The 17,721-nt window shown below is 67.2% G+C and carries 19 protein-coding genes; 3 read left to right on the top strand and 16 right to left on the bottom strand.

Annotation, left to right across the window (positions count from 1 at the left end; translation table 11 throughout):
* Positions 1-30: 30 nt before the first annotated feature.
* A complete protein-coding gene (gene rlmN / locus VVR85_RS01055) occupies positions 31-1,167 on the bottom strand; it encodes a 23S rRNA (adenine(2503)-C(2))-methyltransferase RlmN (RefSeq protein ID WP_368519118.1) in 1,137 nt (378 codons plus the stop codon).
* Between the two features lie 104 nt (positions 1,168-1,271).
* Here rlmN and VVR85_RS01050 point away from each other — a divergent pair, with 104 nt between their 5' ends.
* On the top strand, positions 1,272-1,679 hold the full coding sequence (locus tag VVR85_RS01050; RefSeq protein WP_368519117.1) for a lipopolysaccharide assembly LapA domain-containing protein: 408 nt from the start codon (positions 1,272-1,274) through the stop codon (positions 1,677-1,679).
* Here VVR85_RS01050 and VVR85_RS01045 read toward each other — a convergent pair.
* From VVR85_RS01045 to rpsB, 5 genes are all read right to left on the bottom strand, one after another.
* On the bottom strand, positions 1,676-2,587 hold the full coding sequence (locus VVR85_RS01045) for a phosphatidate cytidylyltransferase (RefSeq protein WP_409338161.1): 912 nt from the start codon (positions 2,585-2,587) through the stop codon (positions 1,676-1,678). The genes VVR85_RS01050 and VVR85_RS01045 overlap by 4 nt on opposite strands.
* 104 nt (positions 2,588-2,691) lie before the next feature.
* Entirely contained in the window at positions 2,692-3,249 is a 558-nt protein-coding gene (gene frr, locus VVR85_RS01040) for a ribosome recycling factor (protein WP_368519115.1), read from the bottom strand.
* Between the two features lie 74 nt (positions 3,250-3,323).
* Complete coding sequence (pyrH, locus tag VVR85_RS01035; RefSeq protein WP_290222259.1) at positions 3,324-4,061, bottom strand: UMP kinase; 738 nt, start codon at positions 4,059-4,061, stop codon at positions 3,324-3,326.
* A 231-nt stretch (positions 4,062-4,292) separates the two neighbouring features.
* On the bottom strand, positions 4,293-5,105 hold the full coding sequence (tsf, locus tag VVR85_RS01030; protein WP_368519114.1) for a translation elongation factor Ts: 813 nt from the start codon (positions 5,103-5,105) through the stop codon (positions 4,293-4,295).
* Positions 5,106-5,392: 287 nt separating this feature from the next.
* Entirely contained in the window at positions 5,393-6,271 is an 879-nt protein-coding gene (gene rpsB, locus VVR85_RS01025) for a 30S ribosomal protein S2 (RefSeq protein WP_368519113.1), read from the bottom strand.
* A gap of 399 nt (positions 6,272-6,670) precedes the next feature.
* Between rpsB and VVR85_RS01020 the strand changes: the two genes are divergently transcribed.
* Positions 6,671-7,183: a M23 family metallopeptidase gene (locus VVR85_RS01020; protein WP_368519112.1), complete on the top strand. Its 513-nt coding sequence runs from the start codon at positions 6,671-6,673 to the stop codon at positions 7,181-7,183.
* Positions 7,184-7,192: 9 nt separating this feature from the next.
* Here VVR85_RS01020 and VVR85_RS01015 read toward each other — a convergent pair whose 3' ends face one another.
* From VVR85_RS01015 to rplS, 9 genes are all read right to left on the bottom strand, one after another.
* Positions 7,193-8,089, bottom strand: a complete 897-nt coding sequence (locus VVR85_RS01015; protein WP_368519111.1) for a tyrosine recombinase XerC — start codon at positions 8,087-8,089, stop codon at positions 7,193-7,195.
* Positions 8,090-8,133: 44 nt separating this feature from the next.
* Entirely contained in the window at positions 8,134-9,330 is a 1,197-nt protein-coding gene (dprA, locus tag VVR85_RS01010) for a DNA-processing protein DprA (RefSeq protein ID WP_368519110.1), read from the bottom strand.
* A 38-nt stretch (positions 9,331-9,368) separates the two neighbouring features.
* A complete protein-coding gene (locus VVR85_RS01005) occupies positions 9,369-10,922 on the bottom strand; it encodes a YifB family Mg chelatase-like AAA ATPase (protein WP_368519416.1) in 1,554 nt (517 codons plus the stop codon).
* Positions 10,909-11,277, bottom strand: coding sequence for a YraN family protein (locus VVR85_RS01000; RefSeq protein WP_368519109.1), 369 nt, complete (start codon positions 11,275-11,277; stop codon positions 10,909-10,911). The genes VVR85_RS01005 and VVR85_RS01000 overlap by 14 nt, the downstream gene beginning before the upstream one ends.
* 205 nt (positions 11,278-11,482) lie before the next feature.
* Positions 11,483-11,788: a DUF2469 domain-containing protein gene (locus VVR85_RS00995; RefSeq protein WP_070768865.1), complete on the bottom strand. Its 306-nt coding sequence runs from the start codon at positions 11,786-11,788 to the stop codon at positions 11,483-11,485.
* Between the two features lie 69 nt (positions 11,789-11,857).
* Complete coding sequence (locus tag VVR85_RS00990) at positions 11,858-12,499, bottom strand: ribonuclease HII (RefSeq protein WP_368519108.1); 642 nt, start codon at positions 12,497-12,499, stop codon at positions 11,858-11,860.
* Between the two features lie 6 nt (positions 12,500-12,505).
* Positions 12,506-13,333, bottom strand: a complete 828-nt coding sequence (lepB, locus tag VVR85_RS00985; protein ID WP_409338162.1) for a signal peptidase I — start codon at positions 13,331-13,333, stop codon at positions 12,506-12,508.
* On the bottom strand, positions 13,311-14,027 hold the full coding sequence (lepB, locus tag VVR85_RS00980) for a signal peptidase I (protein ID WP_368519414.1): 717 nt from the start codon (positions 14,025-14,027) through the stop codon (positions 13,311-13,313). Before lepB (VVR85_RS00980) ends, lepB (VVR85_RS00985) begins: the two co-directional genes overlap by 23 nt.
* Before the next feature lie 226 nt (positions 14,028-14,253).
* Positions 14,254-14,598, bottom strand: coding sequence for a 50S ribosomal protein L19 (gene rplS, locus VVR85_RS00975; RefSeq protein WP_290222280.1), 345 nt, complete (start codon positions 14,596-14,598; stop codon positions 14,254-14,256).
* Positions 14,599-14,735: 137 nt separating this feature from the next.
* Between rplS and VVR85_RS00970 the strand changes: the two genes are divergently transcribed.
* Positions 14,736-15,407, top strand: coding sequence for an LppP/LprE family lipoprotein (locus VVR85_RS00970; protein WP_368519107.1), 672 nt, complete (start codon positions 14,736-14,738; stop codon positions 15,405-15,407).
* On the opposite strand, the gene VVR85_RS00965 is transcribed toward VVR85_RS00970, so the two are convergent.
* Positions 15,404-17,707 (bottom strand): Tex family protein, encoded by a 2,304-nt coding sequence (locus VVR85_RS00965; RefSeq protein ID WP_368519106.1) that lies wholly within the window; start codon positions 17,705-17,707, stop codon positions 15,404-15,406. The two genes, VVR85_RS00970 and VVR85_RS00965, sit on opposite strands and share 4 nt — an antisense overlap.
* Positions 17,708-17,721: the final 14 nt, after the last annotated feature.

Here is a 17,721-nt window from a genome sequence, read left to right as displayed (position 1 = left end):
TCAGCTGGCTATCCCGCCCGCCGGCTAAAACTAAACGCCGGCGGGCTCCTTGGCGTCGGCGGAATCCTCGTCCCGCTCCTCGGCGGCCAGCTGGCCGCAGGCCGCGGCGATTTCCTGGCCCTTGGTGTCGCGCACCGTGCACGGCACGCCCTGGGCCTGGACGCGGCGGACGAACTCGTCCTGGCGCGCCTTCGGGGCCGCGTCCCACTCCGAGCCCGGCGTCGGATTCAGCGGGATGACGTTGACGTGGACCTTGGAGCCCAACGCCTGGTGCAGCTTGCGCCCCAGCATGTCGGCGCGGAAGTCCTGGTCGTTCTTGTCGCGGATGAGCGCGTACTCGATGGACACGCGCCGCGAGGTCTTTTCCACGTAGTAGCGCGCGGCGTCCAAGACTTCCTCGACCGACCAGCGGTTGTTGATCGGCACCAGGGTGTCGCGCAGCTCGTCGTCCGGGGTGTGCAGGGAGACGGCCAGGGTGCAGGAGAGGTCCTCGTCCGCCAGCTTGCGGATGGCCGGGGCCACGCCGACGGTGGAGACGGTCACGTTGCGCATGGACATGCCGAAGCCGAAGGGCGCGGGCGCGGTGATCTGGCGCACCGCCTGCACGACGCGCTTGTAGTTGGCCAGCGGCTCCCCCATGCCCATAAAGACGATGTTGGACAGGCGGCCACCCTCCGCGGCCATCTCCTTCGCCGCGTTACGGACCTGCTCGACGATCTCCGCGGTGGACAGGTTGCGGTCCAGCCCGCCCTGGCCGGTCGCGCAGAACGGGCAGGCCATGCCGCAGCCGGCCTGGGAGGAGATGCACAGGGTCGCGCGCCCCGGGTAGCGCATCAGTACCGACTCCAGCAGGGTCCCGTCGTGCAGGCGCCACAGGGACTTGGTGGTCTCCCCGTCGTCCGTGCCCGAGTGCTTGATCGGGGTCATCAGCTCCGGGAAGAGCGCGTCCTGGATGTCCTGGCGGGCGCTAGCCGGGACGTCGGTCATGTCCTCGACGTTGTTGGTGTAGTGGACGTAGTAGTGCTGGGCCAGCTGCTTCGCGCGGAACTTCGGCAGGCCGAGTTCCGCGAGCTTGGCTACGCGTTCTTCGTGGGAAAGGTCGGCGAAGTGCTTCGGCGGCAGACCACGCCGCGGGGCCGAGAAGTTAAGTTTCACAGACTGTGCCATAATGCCTCCCATTTTGGCACGTCTGCGGGCCAAGTGCCCAATCTAACGGCGCCCACGCGGCCCAGAAGTGGCGCAACCAACCCGCGACACGTTTAAATATTTATATGACACATTCCCGAAACGCAGAACCGGATTACACCGACGCCTACGAAGGCGCCGGCTCGACGCACCCCCAGTCCCCCGCCACCACCGGAGCAGGTGCCGACTCCGGCGCCCTGGAGACCACCCCGGCCACCGACGAGAAGCCGCAGGGCAAGGGCAAGGTCTCCGGTTCCTTCGCCGCCTCCACCTGGGTGGCTCTCATCATCGGCTTCCTGTTGCTTATCCTGCTCATCGTCTTCATCATGCAGAACCAGCAGTCCGTGCCGGTCAACTTCCTGGGCTGGAGCGGTGACTTCCCCGCCGGCATCGCCTTCTTGTTGTTTGCTATCGCCGGCGCGCTGATTATGGCGTGCGTCGGCGGCTGGCGCATGTTCGAGCTGCGCCGCCAGGTCAAGCGCGCCGGCCGCTAGGTCGCCAGGTAGGACATCGCGACCCAGGTGACCATGGCGGACGGCAGCATGCCGTCGAGCCGGTCCATCAGGCCGCCGTGGCCGGGCAGGATGGCGGACATGTCCTTGATGCCCAGCTCGCGCTTGAACTGGGACTCCACCAGGTCGCCCAGGGTCGCGCAGAAGACCAGCCCCACGCCCATGATCGCGCCGATCCAGGCGTCGGTGTGGAGCAAGAATTTCACGCTCAGGGCACCGGCGACGGTGCCGAACAGGATGGAACCGGCGAATCCTTCCCAGGACTTTTTGGGGCTTACGGCCGGGGCCATCGGGTGCGAACCGAACATCACGCCCGCGATATAGCCGCCGGTATCCGAGGCCACCACGCACAACATGAAGGTCAAAATGGAGGCCGAGCCGCTGGCCAGCGGGGTTTCCACCCGCGAGAGCATGGCGGCAAAGGTGCCGAAGAGGGGGATCCAGGTCAGCACGAAGATGCCGACCGACATGTCCCGCATGTAGTGGATCGGCGGTCGGTGCCGACCGTTGTGAAACAGACGGCCGAACATCAGCGCCAGCACCGCGGTCACGTAGACCGCCACCAAACCGCCGGCCTCCGCGAGCCAGGAAATCCAGACCATGGCCTGCCCGCCGATGATCATCAGCGTGCGCGGCAGGTGGTAGGAATGCTCCCGCAGGCGGGTAAGCACCTCCCACATGGCCACGCCGACGGCGACGGAGACCACCGGGTACCACGCGAGCGGGCCAACCCACACCGCGAAGATAACCAACGCCCCGAGGGCGACCCCCACGCCGATGGCGGCCGAGAGGTTGCGTCCCGCGCCGTTCTTCGGCTTCGGCAGGTGGCGCCGAGCAGGCGCCGCCTGGGCGGGCGCGGGATCGGACGAAGCAGGATTGGTCACTGGCATTCCTTCAATCGGCAAAGAAGTATCGAAAGGGCAATAAAACTTGGCCCCCGCGGCAGGCTATTGCGTGACGCGGCGGCACCCTACTCATCTCGTTCGAGCGGAGGCTAGACCTCCATCAACTCGTTTTCCTTGTTGTCGACGAGCTGATCGACCTGCTCGATGTAGCCGGAGGTGATCTTTTCCATCTCCTTCTCGGCGGCCACGACCTCGTCCTCGCCGGCGTCGCCGTCCTTCTGCAGCTTCTTCAGCGACTCCATGGCCTTGCGGCGGATGTTACGGATGGCGATCTTGCCGTCCTCACCCTTGGACTTGGCCAGCTTGACCATTTCCTTACGACGCTCCTCGGTCAGCTGCGGCACGGTAACGCGCAGCACGTGGCCGTCGTTAGTGGGGTTAACGCCCAGGTCGGAGTTGCGGATGGCGTTTTCGATCTCGCCAATCATGGACTGCTCGTAGGGCTTGATGAGCAGCATGCGCGGCTCCGGGACCGACACGGTAGCCATCTGGGTGATGGGCGTCGGGGCGCCGTAGTACTCCGCGACCAGACCGTTAAACATGGCCGGGTTAGCGCGGCCGGTTCGGATGGTCACCAGCTGCTCGCGGGTGTGCTCCACCGAGGCGGCCATGTGCTCTTCCGCACTGAGTTGAATATCGTCGATCATGAGTTAACGTTTCTCCCTTGAAATATCGAAACTAGCTGGGGAAAACCCTAGCAGGTTTAGCGCTTCTTTTGCTATTAGGACTGGACCAGAGTGCCGATCTGTTCGCCCGCCACGGCGCGGGCGATGTTGCCCTCCTCTAGCAGGTTGAAGACCAGGATCGGCATGTTGTTGTCCATGCACAGGCTGAAGGCGGTCGCGTCCGCGACCTTGAGGCCCTTTTCGATGACTTCCTTCGGGGTGATCTCGCTGTAGAGCTCCGCGTCGGGGTTGGTGCGCGGGTCGTCGGAGTAGACGCCGTCGACAGCCTTAGCGAGGAAGAGGACCTCCGCGCCAATCTCCAGCGCGCGCTGCGCCGCCGTGGTGTCCGTGGAGAAGTATGGCATGCCCATGCCGGCGCCGAAGATGACCACGCGGCCCTTTTCCAGGTGGCGCTCGGCGCGCAGCGGCAGGTAGGGCTCCGCGATCTGCGCCATGTTGATGGAGGTCTGCACGCGGCAGTCGACACCCAGCTGCTTCAGGAAGTCCTGCAGCGCCAGCGAGTTCATCACGGTGCCCAGCATGCCCATGTAGTCGGAGCGGGCGCGGTCCATACCGCGCTGGGACAGCTCGGCGCCGCGGAAGAAGTTGCCGCCGCCGATGACGACGGCGATCTCCGTGCCGTTGTTCGCCACCTCAGCGATCTGCCGGGCCACGTTTTCGACCACGTCCGGGTCGATGCCCACTTTGCCGCCGCCGAACATCTCGCCGCCGAGCTTGAGCATTACGCGCTTGTAGCCGGTCCTGTTTGTGCCTTCTGGGGTGGTTTCAGGCATGTCGTCTCCTTTGCCATGGAACGTAAAACAAGGTTTCTTTCGTTTCGACTTATCGTCTAAACGCGAGTCGAATTCATTCTACCCACTCCAGTGGCCTGCTTCCCCATGCCCCGCCCCGCCGCGCACGGGCCTGCCCGAAGATACGACAAACCCCAGGCAAGCTCTCCCGGGTGGGAGGAGCTTGCCTGGGGCAAAAGCGCGCGCACCTAGTGCGCTAGGGCTGGGGCCTTATTAGGCGCCGACCTCGTAGCGGACGAAGCCGGTGATGGTGGTGCCGGCTTCCTCAGCGACCTGCTTGACGGTCTTCTTGTTGTCAGAGACCGAAGCCTGCTCCAGCAGGACAACGGACTTGAAGAAGCCGTTCAGGCGGCCTTCCACGATCTTCGGCAGGGCAGCCTCCGGCTTGCCCTCCTCACGGGTGGTGGCCTCCGCGATGGAGCGCTCCTTCTCCACGATCTCGGAAGGAACTTCCTCGCGGGTCAGGTACTCAGCGTTCATAGCGGCGATCTGCAGAGCGACGGCGTGTGCGCCCTCGGCGTTGCCCTCGTAGGCAACCAGCACGCCCACTGCCGGCGGCAGGTCGGCGGAGCGCTGGTGCAGGTAGGTAGTGACGTTGTCGCCCTCGATGGTCACGGCGCGACGAGCCTGCAGCTTCTCACCGATCTTGGCGGACTCTTCGTCGATCAGGGTGGAGACAGCCTTGCCGTCGATCTCGACAGCGTTGAGCTCCTCGGTGGAGTTAGCCTTTGCGGCAGCGGCAGCCTCGGCGATCTTGGCGGCGAAAGCCTTGAAGTCCTCGTTCTTCGCCACGAAGTCGGTCTCGCAGTTAATCTCGACCATGGTGTTGCCGGACACGGCCACGAGGCCCTCAGTAGCTTCGCGGTCTGCGCGCTTGGAGACGGACTTAGCGCCCTTGATGCGCAGCAGCTCGACGGCCTTGTCGTAGTCGCCGCCAGCTTCCTCGAGTGCCTTCTTGCAGTCGAGCATGCCGGAACCGGTTGCCTCGCGCAGTGCCTTAACGTCTGCAGCAGTGTAGTTCGCCATAATTCGGGCGATCCTCCTTGTGTAAAAAACGATGTTCGATGCACAAGCGTAGCCGATTAGCTCAGGTGCCGCCGGCGTAGGGTGGCCTTTTTACACTCCCCAAGCCGGGCTCGGGCCCGCTTGTCCTAAAGCTTCAGTGCTCATGCCGCTTGCCTCGACACTCACCGCGCGCACAGCGGGTGGTGTTTAGCCAAGGTAAGCGTCCACCAGCATACGCTACAGCAAACCCCCCGAGCCCACCGTTTCCGGGGGCGCGGGGGTAACTGTTGGATTAGCCTTTTAGGGGCTTAGTTGCCGGCCGGCTGCTGGCCTTCCGGCTTCTGGACCTCGCCCTCAACCTTGAGTGCGTCGTCCGGGGACTGCTCAGCCTCGGTAGCCGAAGCCGGGTCGGAAGCGGCGGCGGCCTCAGCGGCGTCGCGCTGCTCCTTGGAGGCGGAGTCACCGGCGGCTTCCTTAGCGGCGGCCAGCTGGCGCTCTTCGCGAGCCTTGCGGCCCTCCTCGACTGCGGTGGCGACGATGCCGGTCAGCAGCTTGGTGGAGCGGATGGCGTCGTCGTTACCCGGGATCGGGTAGTCGACGTCGTCCGGGTCGCAGTTGGTATCCAGGATGGCAACCACCGGGATGTTGAGCTTGTGAGCTTCCTTGACTGCGATGTGCTCCTTGTTGGTGTCCACGATCCACAGTGCGGACGGAGCCTTGGTCATGTCGGAGATGCCGCCCAGGACGCGCTCCAGCTTGGTGCGCTCGCGGTTGAGCATCAGGACTTCCTTCTTGGTGCGGCCCTTGTAGCCGTCCTCAGCCGCGTCCATGGCCTGAAGCTCCTTCATGCGCTTCAGACGCTTGGCAACGGTCTGGAAGTTGGTGAGCATGCCGCCCAGCCAGCGGTGGTTGACGTACGGCATACCAACGCGCTCGGCCTCTTCGGCGACAGCTTCCTGAGCCTGCTTCTTGGTGCCCACGAAAAGAATGGTGCCGCCGTGTGCGACGGTCTCCTTGACGAACTCGAAGGCCTCATCGATGTAGGTCAGGGTCTGCTGCAGGTCAATGATGTAGATGCCGTTACGGTCGGTGAAGATGTGACGGCGCATTTTCGGATTCCAGCGACGGGTCTGGTGGCCGAAGTGCACACCAGCGTCGAGGAGCTCGCGCATGGTTACGACTGCCATGTTTCGCTCGCTTTCCTAGTTCGGTTTTGGTTTTGGACAAAATATTCGTGCGGGTTTTTATCCCGCACCCTGGCTACGAAGGCCGTGGCCAACACCCCGCTTTAACCGCGGGGACCGCGTTGGCCGCGACTGCTGCGCACCTTCTAGCAGGAGGCAGCGGCTTCGCCGCGCGTAGTCAGCACGCCGCGCGCGTGGAAAAGATGAAAAAGCTCAGGCACGCACACAAGACATACTGCTGTGCTCAATAATAGCCGCAAAACCTGGTCGCGCCAAAACATAAGCGTGCCTGTGGATAACCCCGTGTTGACGAGTCAACCACTTCGGCCGATTTCGGCGAGTTATCCACAGGCGGCGCTGCGGCCCCTTTCCCCACGGCGACCACCCGGTCACAGTGAAGGCATGACTTTAAAACGAATTGTTCCCCGTATCCTGTCCGCCTGCTGTTCGACCACCCTGTTCCTGTTCTTGCTCGCTCCCCCGGCCGCCGTGGCCTACGTCGATCCCGTCTCCGGTTCCCCCACCCCGGGCCAAGTTCTGCGCGGCTTCGATCCGCCGGCGCAGCGCTGGCTCGCCGGCCACCGCGGCGTGGACTTGGCGCTCACGGTTGGCTCCCCGGTCCGCGCGGCCGACGACGGCCACGTCGCCTTCGCCGGGGTGGTTGCCGGAAAACCGGTGGTCTCCATCGATCACGCGGATGGCATCCGCACCACCTACGAGCCCGTCCACGCCCGGGTCAGCCGCGGCGAGGCCGTCGCCGCCGGCCAGGTCATCGGCACGCTGGGCCACCCGCACGACGACAAGCCCGGCCTGCACTGGGGTGCCCGGCGCGGCGCGGAAGACTACCTCGACCCACTCAGCCTGTTGGGCAGCCCGGTCATCCGCCTCAAGCCGCTGGCATCCGCGACCTCCTAGGCCGGTTTTCTACGCCCGCGGATGCGCCTGGCGGTAGACCTCCTGCAGGCGCTGCGCGGAGACGTGCGTGTAGACCTGCGTGGTCTGCAGCGAGGAGTGCCCTAAAAGTTCCTGGACCACGCGCAGATCCGCCCCGCCCTCGAGCAAGTGCGTCGCCGCCGAGTGCCGCAGCCCGTGCGGGGAGAGATCCGGCGTGCCGGTCACGGCCCCGGCGCGCTCGACGATGCGCCGGACCTGCCGCACATCAATCCGCTTGCCCCGCACACCGACGAACAGGGCGTCTTCGACGGCGGCCATGCGGGGGCGGGCATCGTCGAGCCAGTGCGCCAGGGCATCGGCGGCCGCGTGCCCGAAGGGCACCACCCGCTGCTTGTTGCCCTTACCCGTGACCCGGGCGGTGCCCCGGGCGAGATCGACGTCGTCGCAGTCGAGCCCGGCCAGCTCCGCCACGCGCATGCCGGTGGCGTACAAAAGCTCCAAGATCGCGCTGTCGCGGGCAAATTCCTCCTCGTTGTGGGAGACCGCGTTGCCGACCAGCTCGCCGGCCTGGTCAGTTCCCAACACGGTCGGCAGGTGCTTGTCCACCTTGGGGCTGACCAGCCGCGCGGCCACGTCGGCGTCCAGGTGGCCCTGGCGCTGCGCCCACGTGGAAAAGGCGCGCACCGCCGCGGTACGGCGCGCCAGGGTGGAGCGGGCTTTACCCTGGCTGACCGCCTCCGCCAGCCACGCGCGCAACGCGTTGAGGCGAAACTCCGCGAACGTGCCCACCGTCCGGGACAAGTCAAGCAAGTCGGAGCGGTAGCCGCGCACGGTCGCCGCCGACTTGCCTTCCACCAGCCGCTGGTGCTCGGCGAAGTCCTCGATCGCCTCGGCCAGCTGGCCGGCGGGGCGGGGCGTGGTAGTCATGCCCCACAGTCTAGTCCGCGGGCGGTCAGGCCTGCGGGAAGCTCCTAGTACCCGTCTGCCAACCCGTCGCGGACCCACAGGTTGCCCTGGCGGCGCACCAGTTGCTGCTTTTCCAGCGCGACCAGCAGGTGGATGGCCAGCGGCAGGCGCATCCCGGCCTCGCGGGCGATGTCCTGGGCGCGGGCTCCCTCGGCGCGGTCGCTGGGCGGGACGGCATCGTAAACGCGCAGCTCGTTGCGCGACAGGCGCTGGGTGGGGCTGGCCGCGAAATCCAGCTCGAACTGCTCGCCCGCGTCCACCTGCCCCACCGGGCTGATGAGCTCCCGGATCTGCTCCGCGTTCGCCACCAGCTGGGCGCGCTGTTCCTGGATGCGCAGGTGGCAGCCCACCGATCCGCGCCCGGTAATCGGCCCCGGCACGGCCATGACCACCTTGCCGAGGGCCTCCGCCCAGTTCGCGGTGTTCAGCGCCCCGGAGCGAAACGATGCCTCCACCACCACGGTCCCCGCAGTCAGCGCGGCCACCAGGCGGTTGCGCGTGAGGAAGCGGTGGCGCTGCGGCGTGGTGCCCGGCGGGTACTCGCTGACCATGACGCCGCGCGCGGCGATGGCGTTAAACAGCGGCTCGTTGCGCGCCGGGTACGGGTAATCGATGCCGCACGCGGCCACCGCCACCGTTAACCCGCCGCTGTCGAGCGCTTGCTGGTGGGCGGTGGTGTCGATGCCGAGCGCCCCGCCGGAGACCACCGTGACGTGGTGCTGGCACAGGTCCCGGGTGAGCAGCTGGGTCGCCTCGTAGCCGTAGCGGCTCATCGCCCGGGTACCAACTAAGGCCACGGATTCTTGCACGGCCTGCCGCAGGCTGCCGCCGCGCACCCACAGCGAGTGCGGGGCCACAGCCTCCGCGTCGAAGCTGGCCGGGGCCTCCCCCGCCGCCTGGCCGAAAAAGCCGAAGGCGCTCCCGAACTCCTCGCAGGGCCATTCCGGGTCCTCGGGCGTGATCAGCCGGGCGCCCACGCTACGGGCGGCCGCTAGGTCCTCGTCCTGGCGCAGCCAATCGCGCCGGCTGGCGGTCTGGCGCAGCAGCGGGCCTATCCAGTCCCGGGCGTGGTAGACGCCGTGGGCGACCTCGTCGACCGGGTACTCGGCCAGCAGCGCGGCCAGGTGCCGCGACGGACCCTCCACGACCCGGTTCAGGTAGACCCAGGCGTCGAGCTCGGTGCGCAAGTGAAAATCGGACATAAAAGTTTTCCTCCCCCTGTAGTTGTTCCGTTTCTGGATTAGAGCGTCGAGTCCTGCCGCAGTTCCAGCGCCTGCGAGACCAAGTCCAGGTCCGGCTGCTTGAGGCCTGCCAGGTCCGCGAGCGTCCAGGCCACCTTCAGCGCCCTATCGATGCCGCGCTGCGTGATATCCCCCATCAGCAGCAGGGCCTTGAGCGTTTCCATCGCGTCTTCGGTCGCCGGGTATTCCCGCCGCATCCAAAACGTCGGCACCGCGGCGTTGGTGCGGGCATCCAGGCCGGCGCTTCGCCACCGGGCCGCGGAACGCTCCCGGGCCGCGGCCACCCGCTCAGCAATGACGGCCGAGGGCTCCTCGTCCGCGCTGCCGATGACCGCCCCCTGGGTGCTCAGGCTCAGGATGATATCCAGTCGGTCGCGCAGCGGGCCGGAGATGTTGCGCAGGTAGTTCTGCCGGTCGGCGGAGCGGCACCGGCAGCGGGAGGCCTGGTCGGCCCCGCAGCGGCACGGGTTGGCGGCCATGACCAGCTGGAAGCGCGCGGGGAAGCTGACCTCCCGGCGCGCCCGGGCCACGCGCACGATGCCCTCCTCCAGCGGCGCGCGCAGCCCGTCCAGGAAGGCGGCGGGGATTTCGGAGACCTCGTCGAGGAAGAGCACCCCGTTGTGGGCCAGGCTGACCGCGCCCGGCCGCACGCGTGCTCCCCCGCCGCCGAGCAGGCCCGCCCGCGTAATCGACGAGTGCGGGGCGATAAACGGCGCGTGCCCGATGACCGTGCCCGCCGAGCCCGCCAGCGAGTGGACGGCGGTGGTCTCGACGGATTCGTCAGTGCTGAGCGCCGGCAGGATGCTGGGCAGGCGCGCCGCAATCATGGACTTTCCGGAGCCGGGCGGGCCGACCATCATCAGGTGGTGGCCGCCGGCCGCCGCGATCTCCGCGGCCTTCTTCGCCGGCGCCTGGCCGGCCACGTCCCGGAAATCCAGCGGCGTGCGCGGCGCCTGTGCGTGCGCGCCCGGCCCGGCCGCCGCGGCGGCCGACTGCAGCGGCGTCGCCCCGCAGACCCACGCCAGCGCCCGCTCGAGCGTCGGCGCTACCAGCACGTTCATGTCGGAAATCAGCGCGGCCTCCGCGGCGTTGTCCGGCGGGATGAGCACCGTGCGGTAGCCGTGCTTGCGCGCCGACAGCAGCGCCGGGATGACCCCGGGCACCCCGCGCACGGTCCCGTCCAGGCCCAGCTCGCCCAGCACCAGGCAGCTGGCCAGGCGCCCCGCGGGGCTGGCGCCGTCGATGCCCGTTTCCAGGTCCGCCTCCGGGCCCATCGCCGCGACCAGGATGGCCAGCGCCATGGGCAGGTCGAAGTGGGAGCCGGACTTCGGCATGGACGCCGGCGACATGGAGATGATGATCTTCGTTTTGGGCCAGCGCAGCTGCGAGTTGGTCACCGCGGTGCGCATGCGCTCGCGCGATTCCGTGATGGCGGCATCCGCCAGGCCCACCACGTGGGTGCCCGGCAGCCCGGCCCCGATATTGGCCTCGACGGTGACCACGTTGGCCAAGACCCCGTCCAGGGCGGTGGTATAGCATTTACCGAGCGCCATCATCGACCCCCGGGTAGTGCTCGAGCTCGAAGCCTGCGCCGCAGGTCACCAGCGCCACGACGTCGAAGCGCACCTGCGTGAAAGGCTTGTCCTTCAGCCAGAGCCGCGCCGCCTTGCGCAGGCGCGCCAGCTTGCGCGGGCTCACGGCCTCGGCGACGCCGAAGTCGCGCCGGCTGCGGGTTTTGACCTCAACGAAGATGACGGTATCGCCCGCCAGCACGACAAGGTCGATCTCCCCGACCGCGTAGTGGACGTTGTGGGCCAGGACTTGGCCGCCGCGGCGGCGGTAAAACTGCGCCGCGTAAGCTTCCCCGCGGCGGGCTAAGGCATGGTTGCGTGTATAGGCGGTGTGCATGTAGAAATTCCCCCAAAAATCTGTGGCTTAAAACGCGTGCCGACCGGCACACCCACATCACACCGCCACAGTCAACCCCCGCACAAGGGCAGTTGGGCCCGCGCGGGCCGAAATTGTGGATAACTGCTTTCCACCCCGAGTTATCCACAGGCGCCGCGCGCTCCAAGTTGCGCGCCGCCCCGCCAGTGCCTATAGTGCCGCAGCCCTAGTCGGGCAGGACGAAATCGGGCTTATCGAGCTCCTCGATGTTGACGTCCTTGTAGGTGATCACCCGGACGTAGCGCACGAAGCGGGCCGCGCGGTACATGTCCCAGACCCAGGCGTCCGACATGCGCACCTCGTAGTAGACGTCCGCACCGGAGGTGTGCGGGATGAGCTCTACCGCGTTCGCCAGGTAGAAGCGTCGCTCCGTCTCGACCACGTAGGAAAACTGGCTGACCACGTCGCGGTACTCGCGGTAGAGCGACAGCTCGACTTCAGCCTCGTAGTTGTCCAGGTCCTCGGCACTCACGTTGGTCTTCCTCCTTAGCGCGTGGGCAGGTAATAACGCCCAGCATATTCTGCCCACGGCCCGCACACGTCAAGGCGCGCCCAGGTATTTTCGCTGCGCGGCGGCGACGTTCGCATAGCTCAGGCGGTGCTGCGGGTTCACCCCCAGCTCTTCGACGGCGCGCGTGTGCGCCGCCGTCCCGTAGCCCTTGTGCCCGGCCAGGCCGTAGCCCGGGTAGCGCTCGTCGAGTTCGGCCATCAGCCGGTCCCTAGAGACCTTGGCCAGCACGCTCGCCGCCGCGATGCACCGAGCCGCCGCGTCGCCGCCGGTCATCGGCAGCTGCGGGCAGGGCATGCCGGGCACCTTCAGGGCATCGGTAAGCACATAGCCCGGCCGCAGGTCCAGGCGCGCGACCGCCCGCCGCATCCCGGAGACATTGGCGTGCTGGATGCCGCGGCGGTCGATGTCGGCGGGCCCGATGTGCACGACGGCGAAGGCCCGGGCGCAGTCTTGGATGATGGGATAGAGCCGCTCACGCGCCCGCGGCGTGAGCTTCTTGGAATCAGTCAGGGTGGCAAGCTCCGGGATGATTTTGTCGGGCAGCACGCAGGCGGCGATGGTAATCGGCCCGCAGCACGCCCCGCGGCCGGCCTCGTCCACGCCCGCGACCGGCCCCAGGCCCGCCTTGGAAAGCGCGACCTCGTAGGTCCGCAACTGTTTCAGTGCCCGCACGTCCGGCTACCCCAGGATGTCCGAGTGCTCGACGATGCCGCCGCGCCCCAGCGGCAGGACCACCGCGCGCACCTTGCCGCGGACGTTGTCGACCGGGATGGTCCCCTGCCGGTTATCGCCCAGGTGGGCGCGGGAGTCGAGCGAATTCGTCCGCGAATCCCCCATCACCCACAGGCTGTCCTCCGGCACGGTCACCGGCCCGAAGTGGTCCCCGCCGCAGGCCTCCGAGCCGGTCAGCGGGTTGATCTCGTTGACCGGCGGGCTCAGCACGAAGGACTGATCCGTCGGCCGACCGTCGACCATCACGGCCGGGTCACCGGCCTGGCAGGACACGGTCTGCCCGCCGGTGGCGATGACGCGCTTGGTCAGGATGTTGTCCGCGTTGGGCACCAGCCCGACCAGGGAGAACAGGTTCTGGAGGCCGCGCGCCAGCACGTTGTTCGAGCGCTCCACGGTGAACTCGCCGTCCCAGGAGGGCGTGGAGGCGAAGACGATGACGTCGCCGGGCTGCGGGTCCTGGAAATAATACGAGACCCGCTCCACCGCGATGCGGTCGTTCTCGCAGCCGGCGCAGCCGTGGAAGGTCGGCTCCATCGAACCGGACGGGACCACGTAGAGCCGGCCGATGAAGGTCTGGATGAGGCTCAGCAGCACGACGGTCGCCACGACGGCCAGGGCCATGCCGCGCCACCAGCTGGCGCCGTCGTCCTCGTAGCGGGGCGCCTGGGCCGGCCGCTGCCCCGCCCGGCGGGTATCCGGGCGGGGATCCCCCGCGCGCCGGAAATCACGCCGGGGTGAACGCGCAGGCTGGCTACTGCTGGATGTCCGGGTCATCGACACCGCCGAGCCGGTCGAACGGGAAGAAGACGAAGGCTACCTTGCCGCGCACGTTTTCGTCCGGAATGGTGCCGTGGTAGGGGTCGTCGAGGTGGTAGCGCGAATCCGCCGAGTTGGTGCGGTTATCGCCCATCATGAAGTAGTTGCCCTCCGGCACGGTCACCGGGCCGAAGTACGGACCGCCGCAGGCCTCGGAGCCGGAGTTCTCGTCAACTGGGTAGGTCGGCGGATCCATCACGTAATCCTGGTTGACGGGCTTGCCGTCCACCATGACGGACGGGTCGCCAGCCTGGCAGGACACGGTCTGCCCACCGGTCGCGATGACGCGCTTGACCAGCGTGTTCTCGTCCGGCGGGGCGAGGGAGACGAAGCTCAGCGCCTCCTGGATGGCCGCGATGACCGAGTTATCCGAGCGCGGCGACTGGTAGTTGGTATTCCAAGAGTCGGTTCCCTCGAAGACGATGACGTCGCCCGGCTCGGGGTGGTTGTCGCCGTAGTAGCTGATCTTCTCGGTGAAAATCCGGTCGTTGGTGCAGCCCTCGCAGCCGTGCAGGGTCGGTTCCATGGACGCCGACGGGATGACGTACTGGCGGCCGATGAAGGTCTGCACGACGCCGACAACCAGCAGCACGCCCACGACGATCAGAGCCGTTTCCACCAGCCACGGCAGCTGCTTCTTTTCCTGCTCCACCGGTTGCGCCGGGGACTGCTCGGGCTCATCCGGGGTCGGGGTTGATGCTGTGTTGTCGTAATTCACGCAGTAGATCCTATCAACAATGCCGACCGCGGCGGCGAGCACCTCGCGGGCAGCCGCCGAAACGGCCCCGACATGACAAAACGCCGCCGGCCCGGACTTAGTGGTCCGAGGAACCGGCGGCGTGGAGCGCACCCACGAGCTTTGGGTGCGCGGGGAGCGACTAGCGGCGCTCCTTGATGCGGGCCTTCTTACCGCGCAGGTCGCGCAGGTAGTACAGCTTGGCGCGGCGGACGCGGCCACGGCGGGAGACCTTGATGGAGGCCAGGTTCGGGGAGTGCACCGGGAAGGTACGCTCGACACCAATACCGAAGGAGACCTTGCGGACGGTGAAGGTCTCGCGGATGCCGGAGCCCTGGCGGCGGATGCAGACGCCCTTGAACAGCTGGGTACGCTCGGTGCTGCCCTCGATGACCTTCACGTCAACCTCGAGGGTGTCGCCCGGGCGGAAGGCCGGGATGTCGTCGCGCATCTGCGCGGCATCGATCTTGTCGATGATGTTGCTCATTGTTTGAATCCTTTTCAGTTTAAGACAGAGGACCCTAGCGCCAAGGCGCCGGTTCGTGCCTGTTACATACAGCAGTTGTCTATTTTGACACAACCATAAAGGCCACGCCAAATCCCGGCGTGCGGTACTTTGGCCCTATGAAGAACCGTGTCACCGCCACCGTAACCGCTGCGATTGCCACCGCGTGCGTGGGCCTGCTGGCCGCGTGCAGCAATCCCGACTCCGTCGACACTGCCAGCGAGCCTGCTAGCGATACTGCCAGCGCTCCGGCCAGCTCTACCAGTTCCGCGACCGCCCCGACCTCGACCGCGGAGGAGACAGCTCAAGAGACTTCGACGACGTCGGCTCCGGCGTCAACGGCAGCACCGGATTCCTCGGCCGTGGAGGCTGCGCCTCACGACGCCGATTGCGCCGTCGATACTCAGGCCGCCGAGATTTACGACAACCTCGACAAGCTTCCCGCCAACAGCTACGGGTGGGAATACCTGGGCGAGACCAACTACAACCCCTGCCATACGCTGACCTGGGCTACGGTCCTCCAGGCCGAGCGCGGCAACGCGCAGTACGGGACCCAGCTCATGCTCTTCCACAACGGCGAGTTCTTGGGTGTCGGCAGCGACCCGCCCCAGCAGCACACCGTCATCGACAGCACCGAGGACTCCGTGACGGTCCGCTTCAAGGACTACGAGGCCCTCGATGCCGCCGGCGGCGGCTTCGCCGACTCCCCGAACTACACCGAGGACGTCACCTTCCAGTGGGATGGCACCCGGGTCGTTCCCATCGGGCGCATCCCGGGCAGCGCTTCTTAGCGCCCGAAGCCGGCCTTGCGCAGCGCGTCGGCCATGGAGCCGCCCTGCGGGGCTGCCACCTGGCCGCGTTTGCCGCCGCGCGGCTTGTTCGGCTTCTTGCCGCCGCCCTTCGGGCCCCGACCGCCCTTGGCTTCCTTAGCAGGCTTGCCGTCCTGGCCGGGCTCGTCGTCCAGGCGCAGGCTCAAGCTGATGCGCTGGCGCTGCACGTCGACGTCCATGACCTTGACCTTGACGACCTCGCCGGAGCGGACCACCTCGTGCGGGTCGGAGACGAATTTGTGGCTCATCGCGGACACGTGAACCAGCCCGTCCTGGTGGACCCCCACGTCCACGAAGGCGCCGAAGGCGGCAACGTTGGTGACCGTGCCCTCCAGGATCATGCCAGGGGTCAAGTCGGAGACCTTGTTTACTCCCTCGCGGAAGGTGGCGGTCTTGAACTCCGGGCGGGGGTCGCGGCCCGGCTTGTCCAGCTCCGCGATGATGTCGGTCACCGTCGGCACACCGAAGGTCTCGTCGGCGAAGTCCTGCGGGTTCAGCGCGCTCAACACCCGGCAGTTGCCAATCAGCTCGCCGATGCCCAGCCCCGTCGACTTCGCAATCGCCGCCACGATTGGGTAGGCCTCCGGGTGCACCGCGGAAGCATCCAGCGGGTCGGTGCCGCCGGTGATGCGCAGGAAGCCGGCGGACTGCTCGAAGGCCTTAGGCCCTAGCCGCGGAACCTTCTTGAGCTCCTTGCGGCTGGCGAAGCTGCCGTGCTCGTTGCGGTAGGCCACGATGTTACCGGCGATGGTGGAGTTCACCCCGGCGACGCGCTCCAGCAGCGGGACCGAGGCGGTATTCAGGTCCACCCCTACCCCGTTGACGGCGTCCTCGACGACCGCGTCCAGGGTGCGCGCCAGCTGGGTCTGGTTGACGTCGTGCTGGTACTGGCCCACGCCGATGGCCTTCGGGTCGATCTTGACCAGCTCGGCCAGCGGATCCTGGAGGCGGCGGGCAATCGAGACCGCCCCGCGCAGGGAGACGTCCATGTCCGGGAATTCCTCCGCCGCCAGCGGGGAGGCCGAGTAGACCGAGGCCCCCGACTCGGAGACCACCACGGGTGTGGGCCGCGCCCCGCCGGCCTGGGCGACCAGGTCAGCGACCTCGCCGGCCAGCTTCTCGGTCTCGCGGGAGGCGGTACCGTTGCCGATGGCCATCAGGTCCACCGAGTGCTGCGCGCACCAGGTGGCCAGCGCCTTAACCGCCTGCGACCACTGATTCTGCGGCTGGTGCGGGTAGATGATGGTGGTATCTAACACCTTGCCGGTCGCGTCCACGACCGCGCATTTCACACCATTGCGGTAGCCCGGGTCCAGGCCCAGGGTGGCGCGCTGGCCGGCCGGGGCGGCCAGCAGCACGTCGCGCAGGTTCGTGGCGAATACCTGCAACGCGCCCTCCTCGGCCCGCTCCTTCAGCCGCATGCGCACGTCCAGGCTGGAGGAGACGTAAAGCTTGGTCCGCCAGCCCCAGTGCACCGCGTTGGCCAGCCAGGCCGAGGAGGTATCCAGGTCGAAGCGATCCGCGATGATCCCCTCGTAAGCCGCGTCCTCGCCGGCGTCCAGGTTCAGGTGCAGCACGCCCTCGGACTCGCCGCGCAGCAGCGCCAGGATGCGGTGCGACGGCAGCGAGTCGAACGGCTCCGAGAAGTCGAAGTAGTCCGTAAACTTCGCTCCCTCGGCCTCCTTACCCTCGACGACCTGGGCGCCCAGCGCGCCGTCGTCGAAGAACTTCTCGCGCACCTGGCCGACCAGGTCGGCATCGAGGGCGAAGCGGTCCACCAGGATGGCCCGAGCGCCCTCCAGCGCCTTCTTCGGCTCGGCAAAGCCCTCGGTCACGAACTGCTCAGCCAGCTTGTCCGGGTCCGCCGCCGGGTTCTCGATGAGCTTATCGGTCAGCGACTCCAGGCCGGCCTCGCGGGCGATGTCCGCCTTCGTCTTGCGCCGCTTCTTGTAGGGCAGGTACAGGTCCTCCAGGCGGGCCTTCGACTCGCAGGCCACAATCTGGGCGCGCAGATTGTCGGTCAGCTTGCCCTGCTCCTCGATGGCCGCCAGCACCGTTTCCTTGCGCTCTTCCAGCTCGCGCAGGTAGGTGGCGCGCTCCTCGATGGTGCGCAGCTGGGCATCGTCGAGCCCGCCGGTCGCCTCCTTGCGGTAGCGGGCGATGAAGGGCACGGTGTTGCCCTCCGCCATGAGCTTGAGCGCGACCTCGACTTGGTCGACGCGCACGTTCAATTCCGCAGCAATCGTGGCTGCAATATTCACAAAACACCTCTTCT

This window comes from Corynebacterium sp. LK2590 (assembly GCF_040946105.1).
Taxonomy (GTDB): Bacteria; Actinomycetota; Actinomycetes; order Mycobacteriales; family Mycobacteriaceae; genus Corynebacterium.
This window is presented reverse-complemented; position numbering and strand designations above follow the sequence as displayed.

Bases quoted from the DNA above. Each gene is read 5' to 3' on its own strand.
- frr (WP_368519115.1), bottom strand. From the start codon at position 3,249: ATGATCGACGATATTCAACTCAGTGCGGAAGAGCACATGGCCGCCTCG.
- rpsB (WP_368519113.1), bottom strand. From the start codon at position 6,271: ATGGCAGTCGTAACCATGCGCGAGCTCCTCGACGCTGGTGTGCACTTC.
- dprA (WP_368519110.1), bottom strand. From the start codon at position 9,330: ATGTCCGATTTTCACTTGCGCACCGAGCTCGACGCCTGGGTCTACCTG.
- VVR85_RS00970 (WP_368519107.1), top strand. From the start codon at position 14,736: ATGAAGAACCGTGTCACCGCCACCGTAACCGCTGCGATTGCCACCGCG.
- VVR85_RS01000 (WP_368519109.1), bottom strand. From the start codon at position 11,277: ATGCACACCGCCTATACACGCAACCATGCCTTAGCCCGCCGCGGGGAA.
- lepB (WP_409338162.1), bottom strand. From the start codon at position 13,333: ATGACCCGGACATCCAGCAGTAGCCAGCCTGCGCGTTCACCCCGGCGT.
- VVR85_RS01005 (WP_368519416.1), bottom strand. From the start codon at position 10,922: ATGGCGCTCGGTAAATGCTATACCACCGCCCTGGACGGGGTCTTGGCC.
- rlmN (WP_368519118.1), bottom strand. From the start codon at position 1,167: ATGGCACAGTCTGTGAAACTTAACTTCTCGGCCCCGCGGCGTGGTCTG.
- VVR85_RS01020 (WP_368519112.1), top strand. From the start codon at position 6,671: ATGACTTTAAAACGAATTGTTCCCCGTATCCTGTCCGCCTGCTGTTCG.
- VVR85_RS01045 (WP_409338161.1), bottom strand. From the start codon at position 2,587: ATGCCAGTGACCAATCCTGCTTCGTCCGATCCCGCGCCCGCCCAGGCG.
- VVR85_RS01015 (WP_368519111.1), bottom strand. From the start codon at position 8,089: ATGACTACCACGCCCCGCCCCGCCGGCCAGCTGGCCGAGGCGATCGAG.
- pyrH (WP_290222259.1), bottom strand. From the start codon at position 4,061: ATGCCTGAAACCACCCCAGAAGGCACAAACAGGACCGGCTACAAGCGC.
- tsf (WP_368519114.1), bottom strand. From the start codon at position 5,105: ATGGCGAACTACACTGCTGCAGACGTTAAGGCACTGCGCGAGGCAACC.
- VVR85_RS01050 (WP_368519117.1), top strand. From the start codon at position 1,272: ATGACACATTCCCGAAACGCAGAACCGGATTACACCGACGCCTACGAA.
- rplS (WP_290222280.1), bottom strand. From the start codon at position 14,598: ATGAGCAACATCATCGACAAGATCGATGCCGCGCAGATGCGCGACGAC.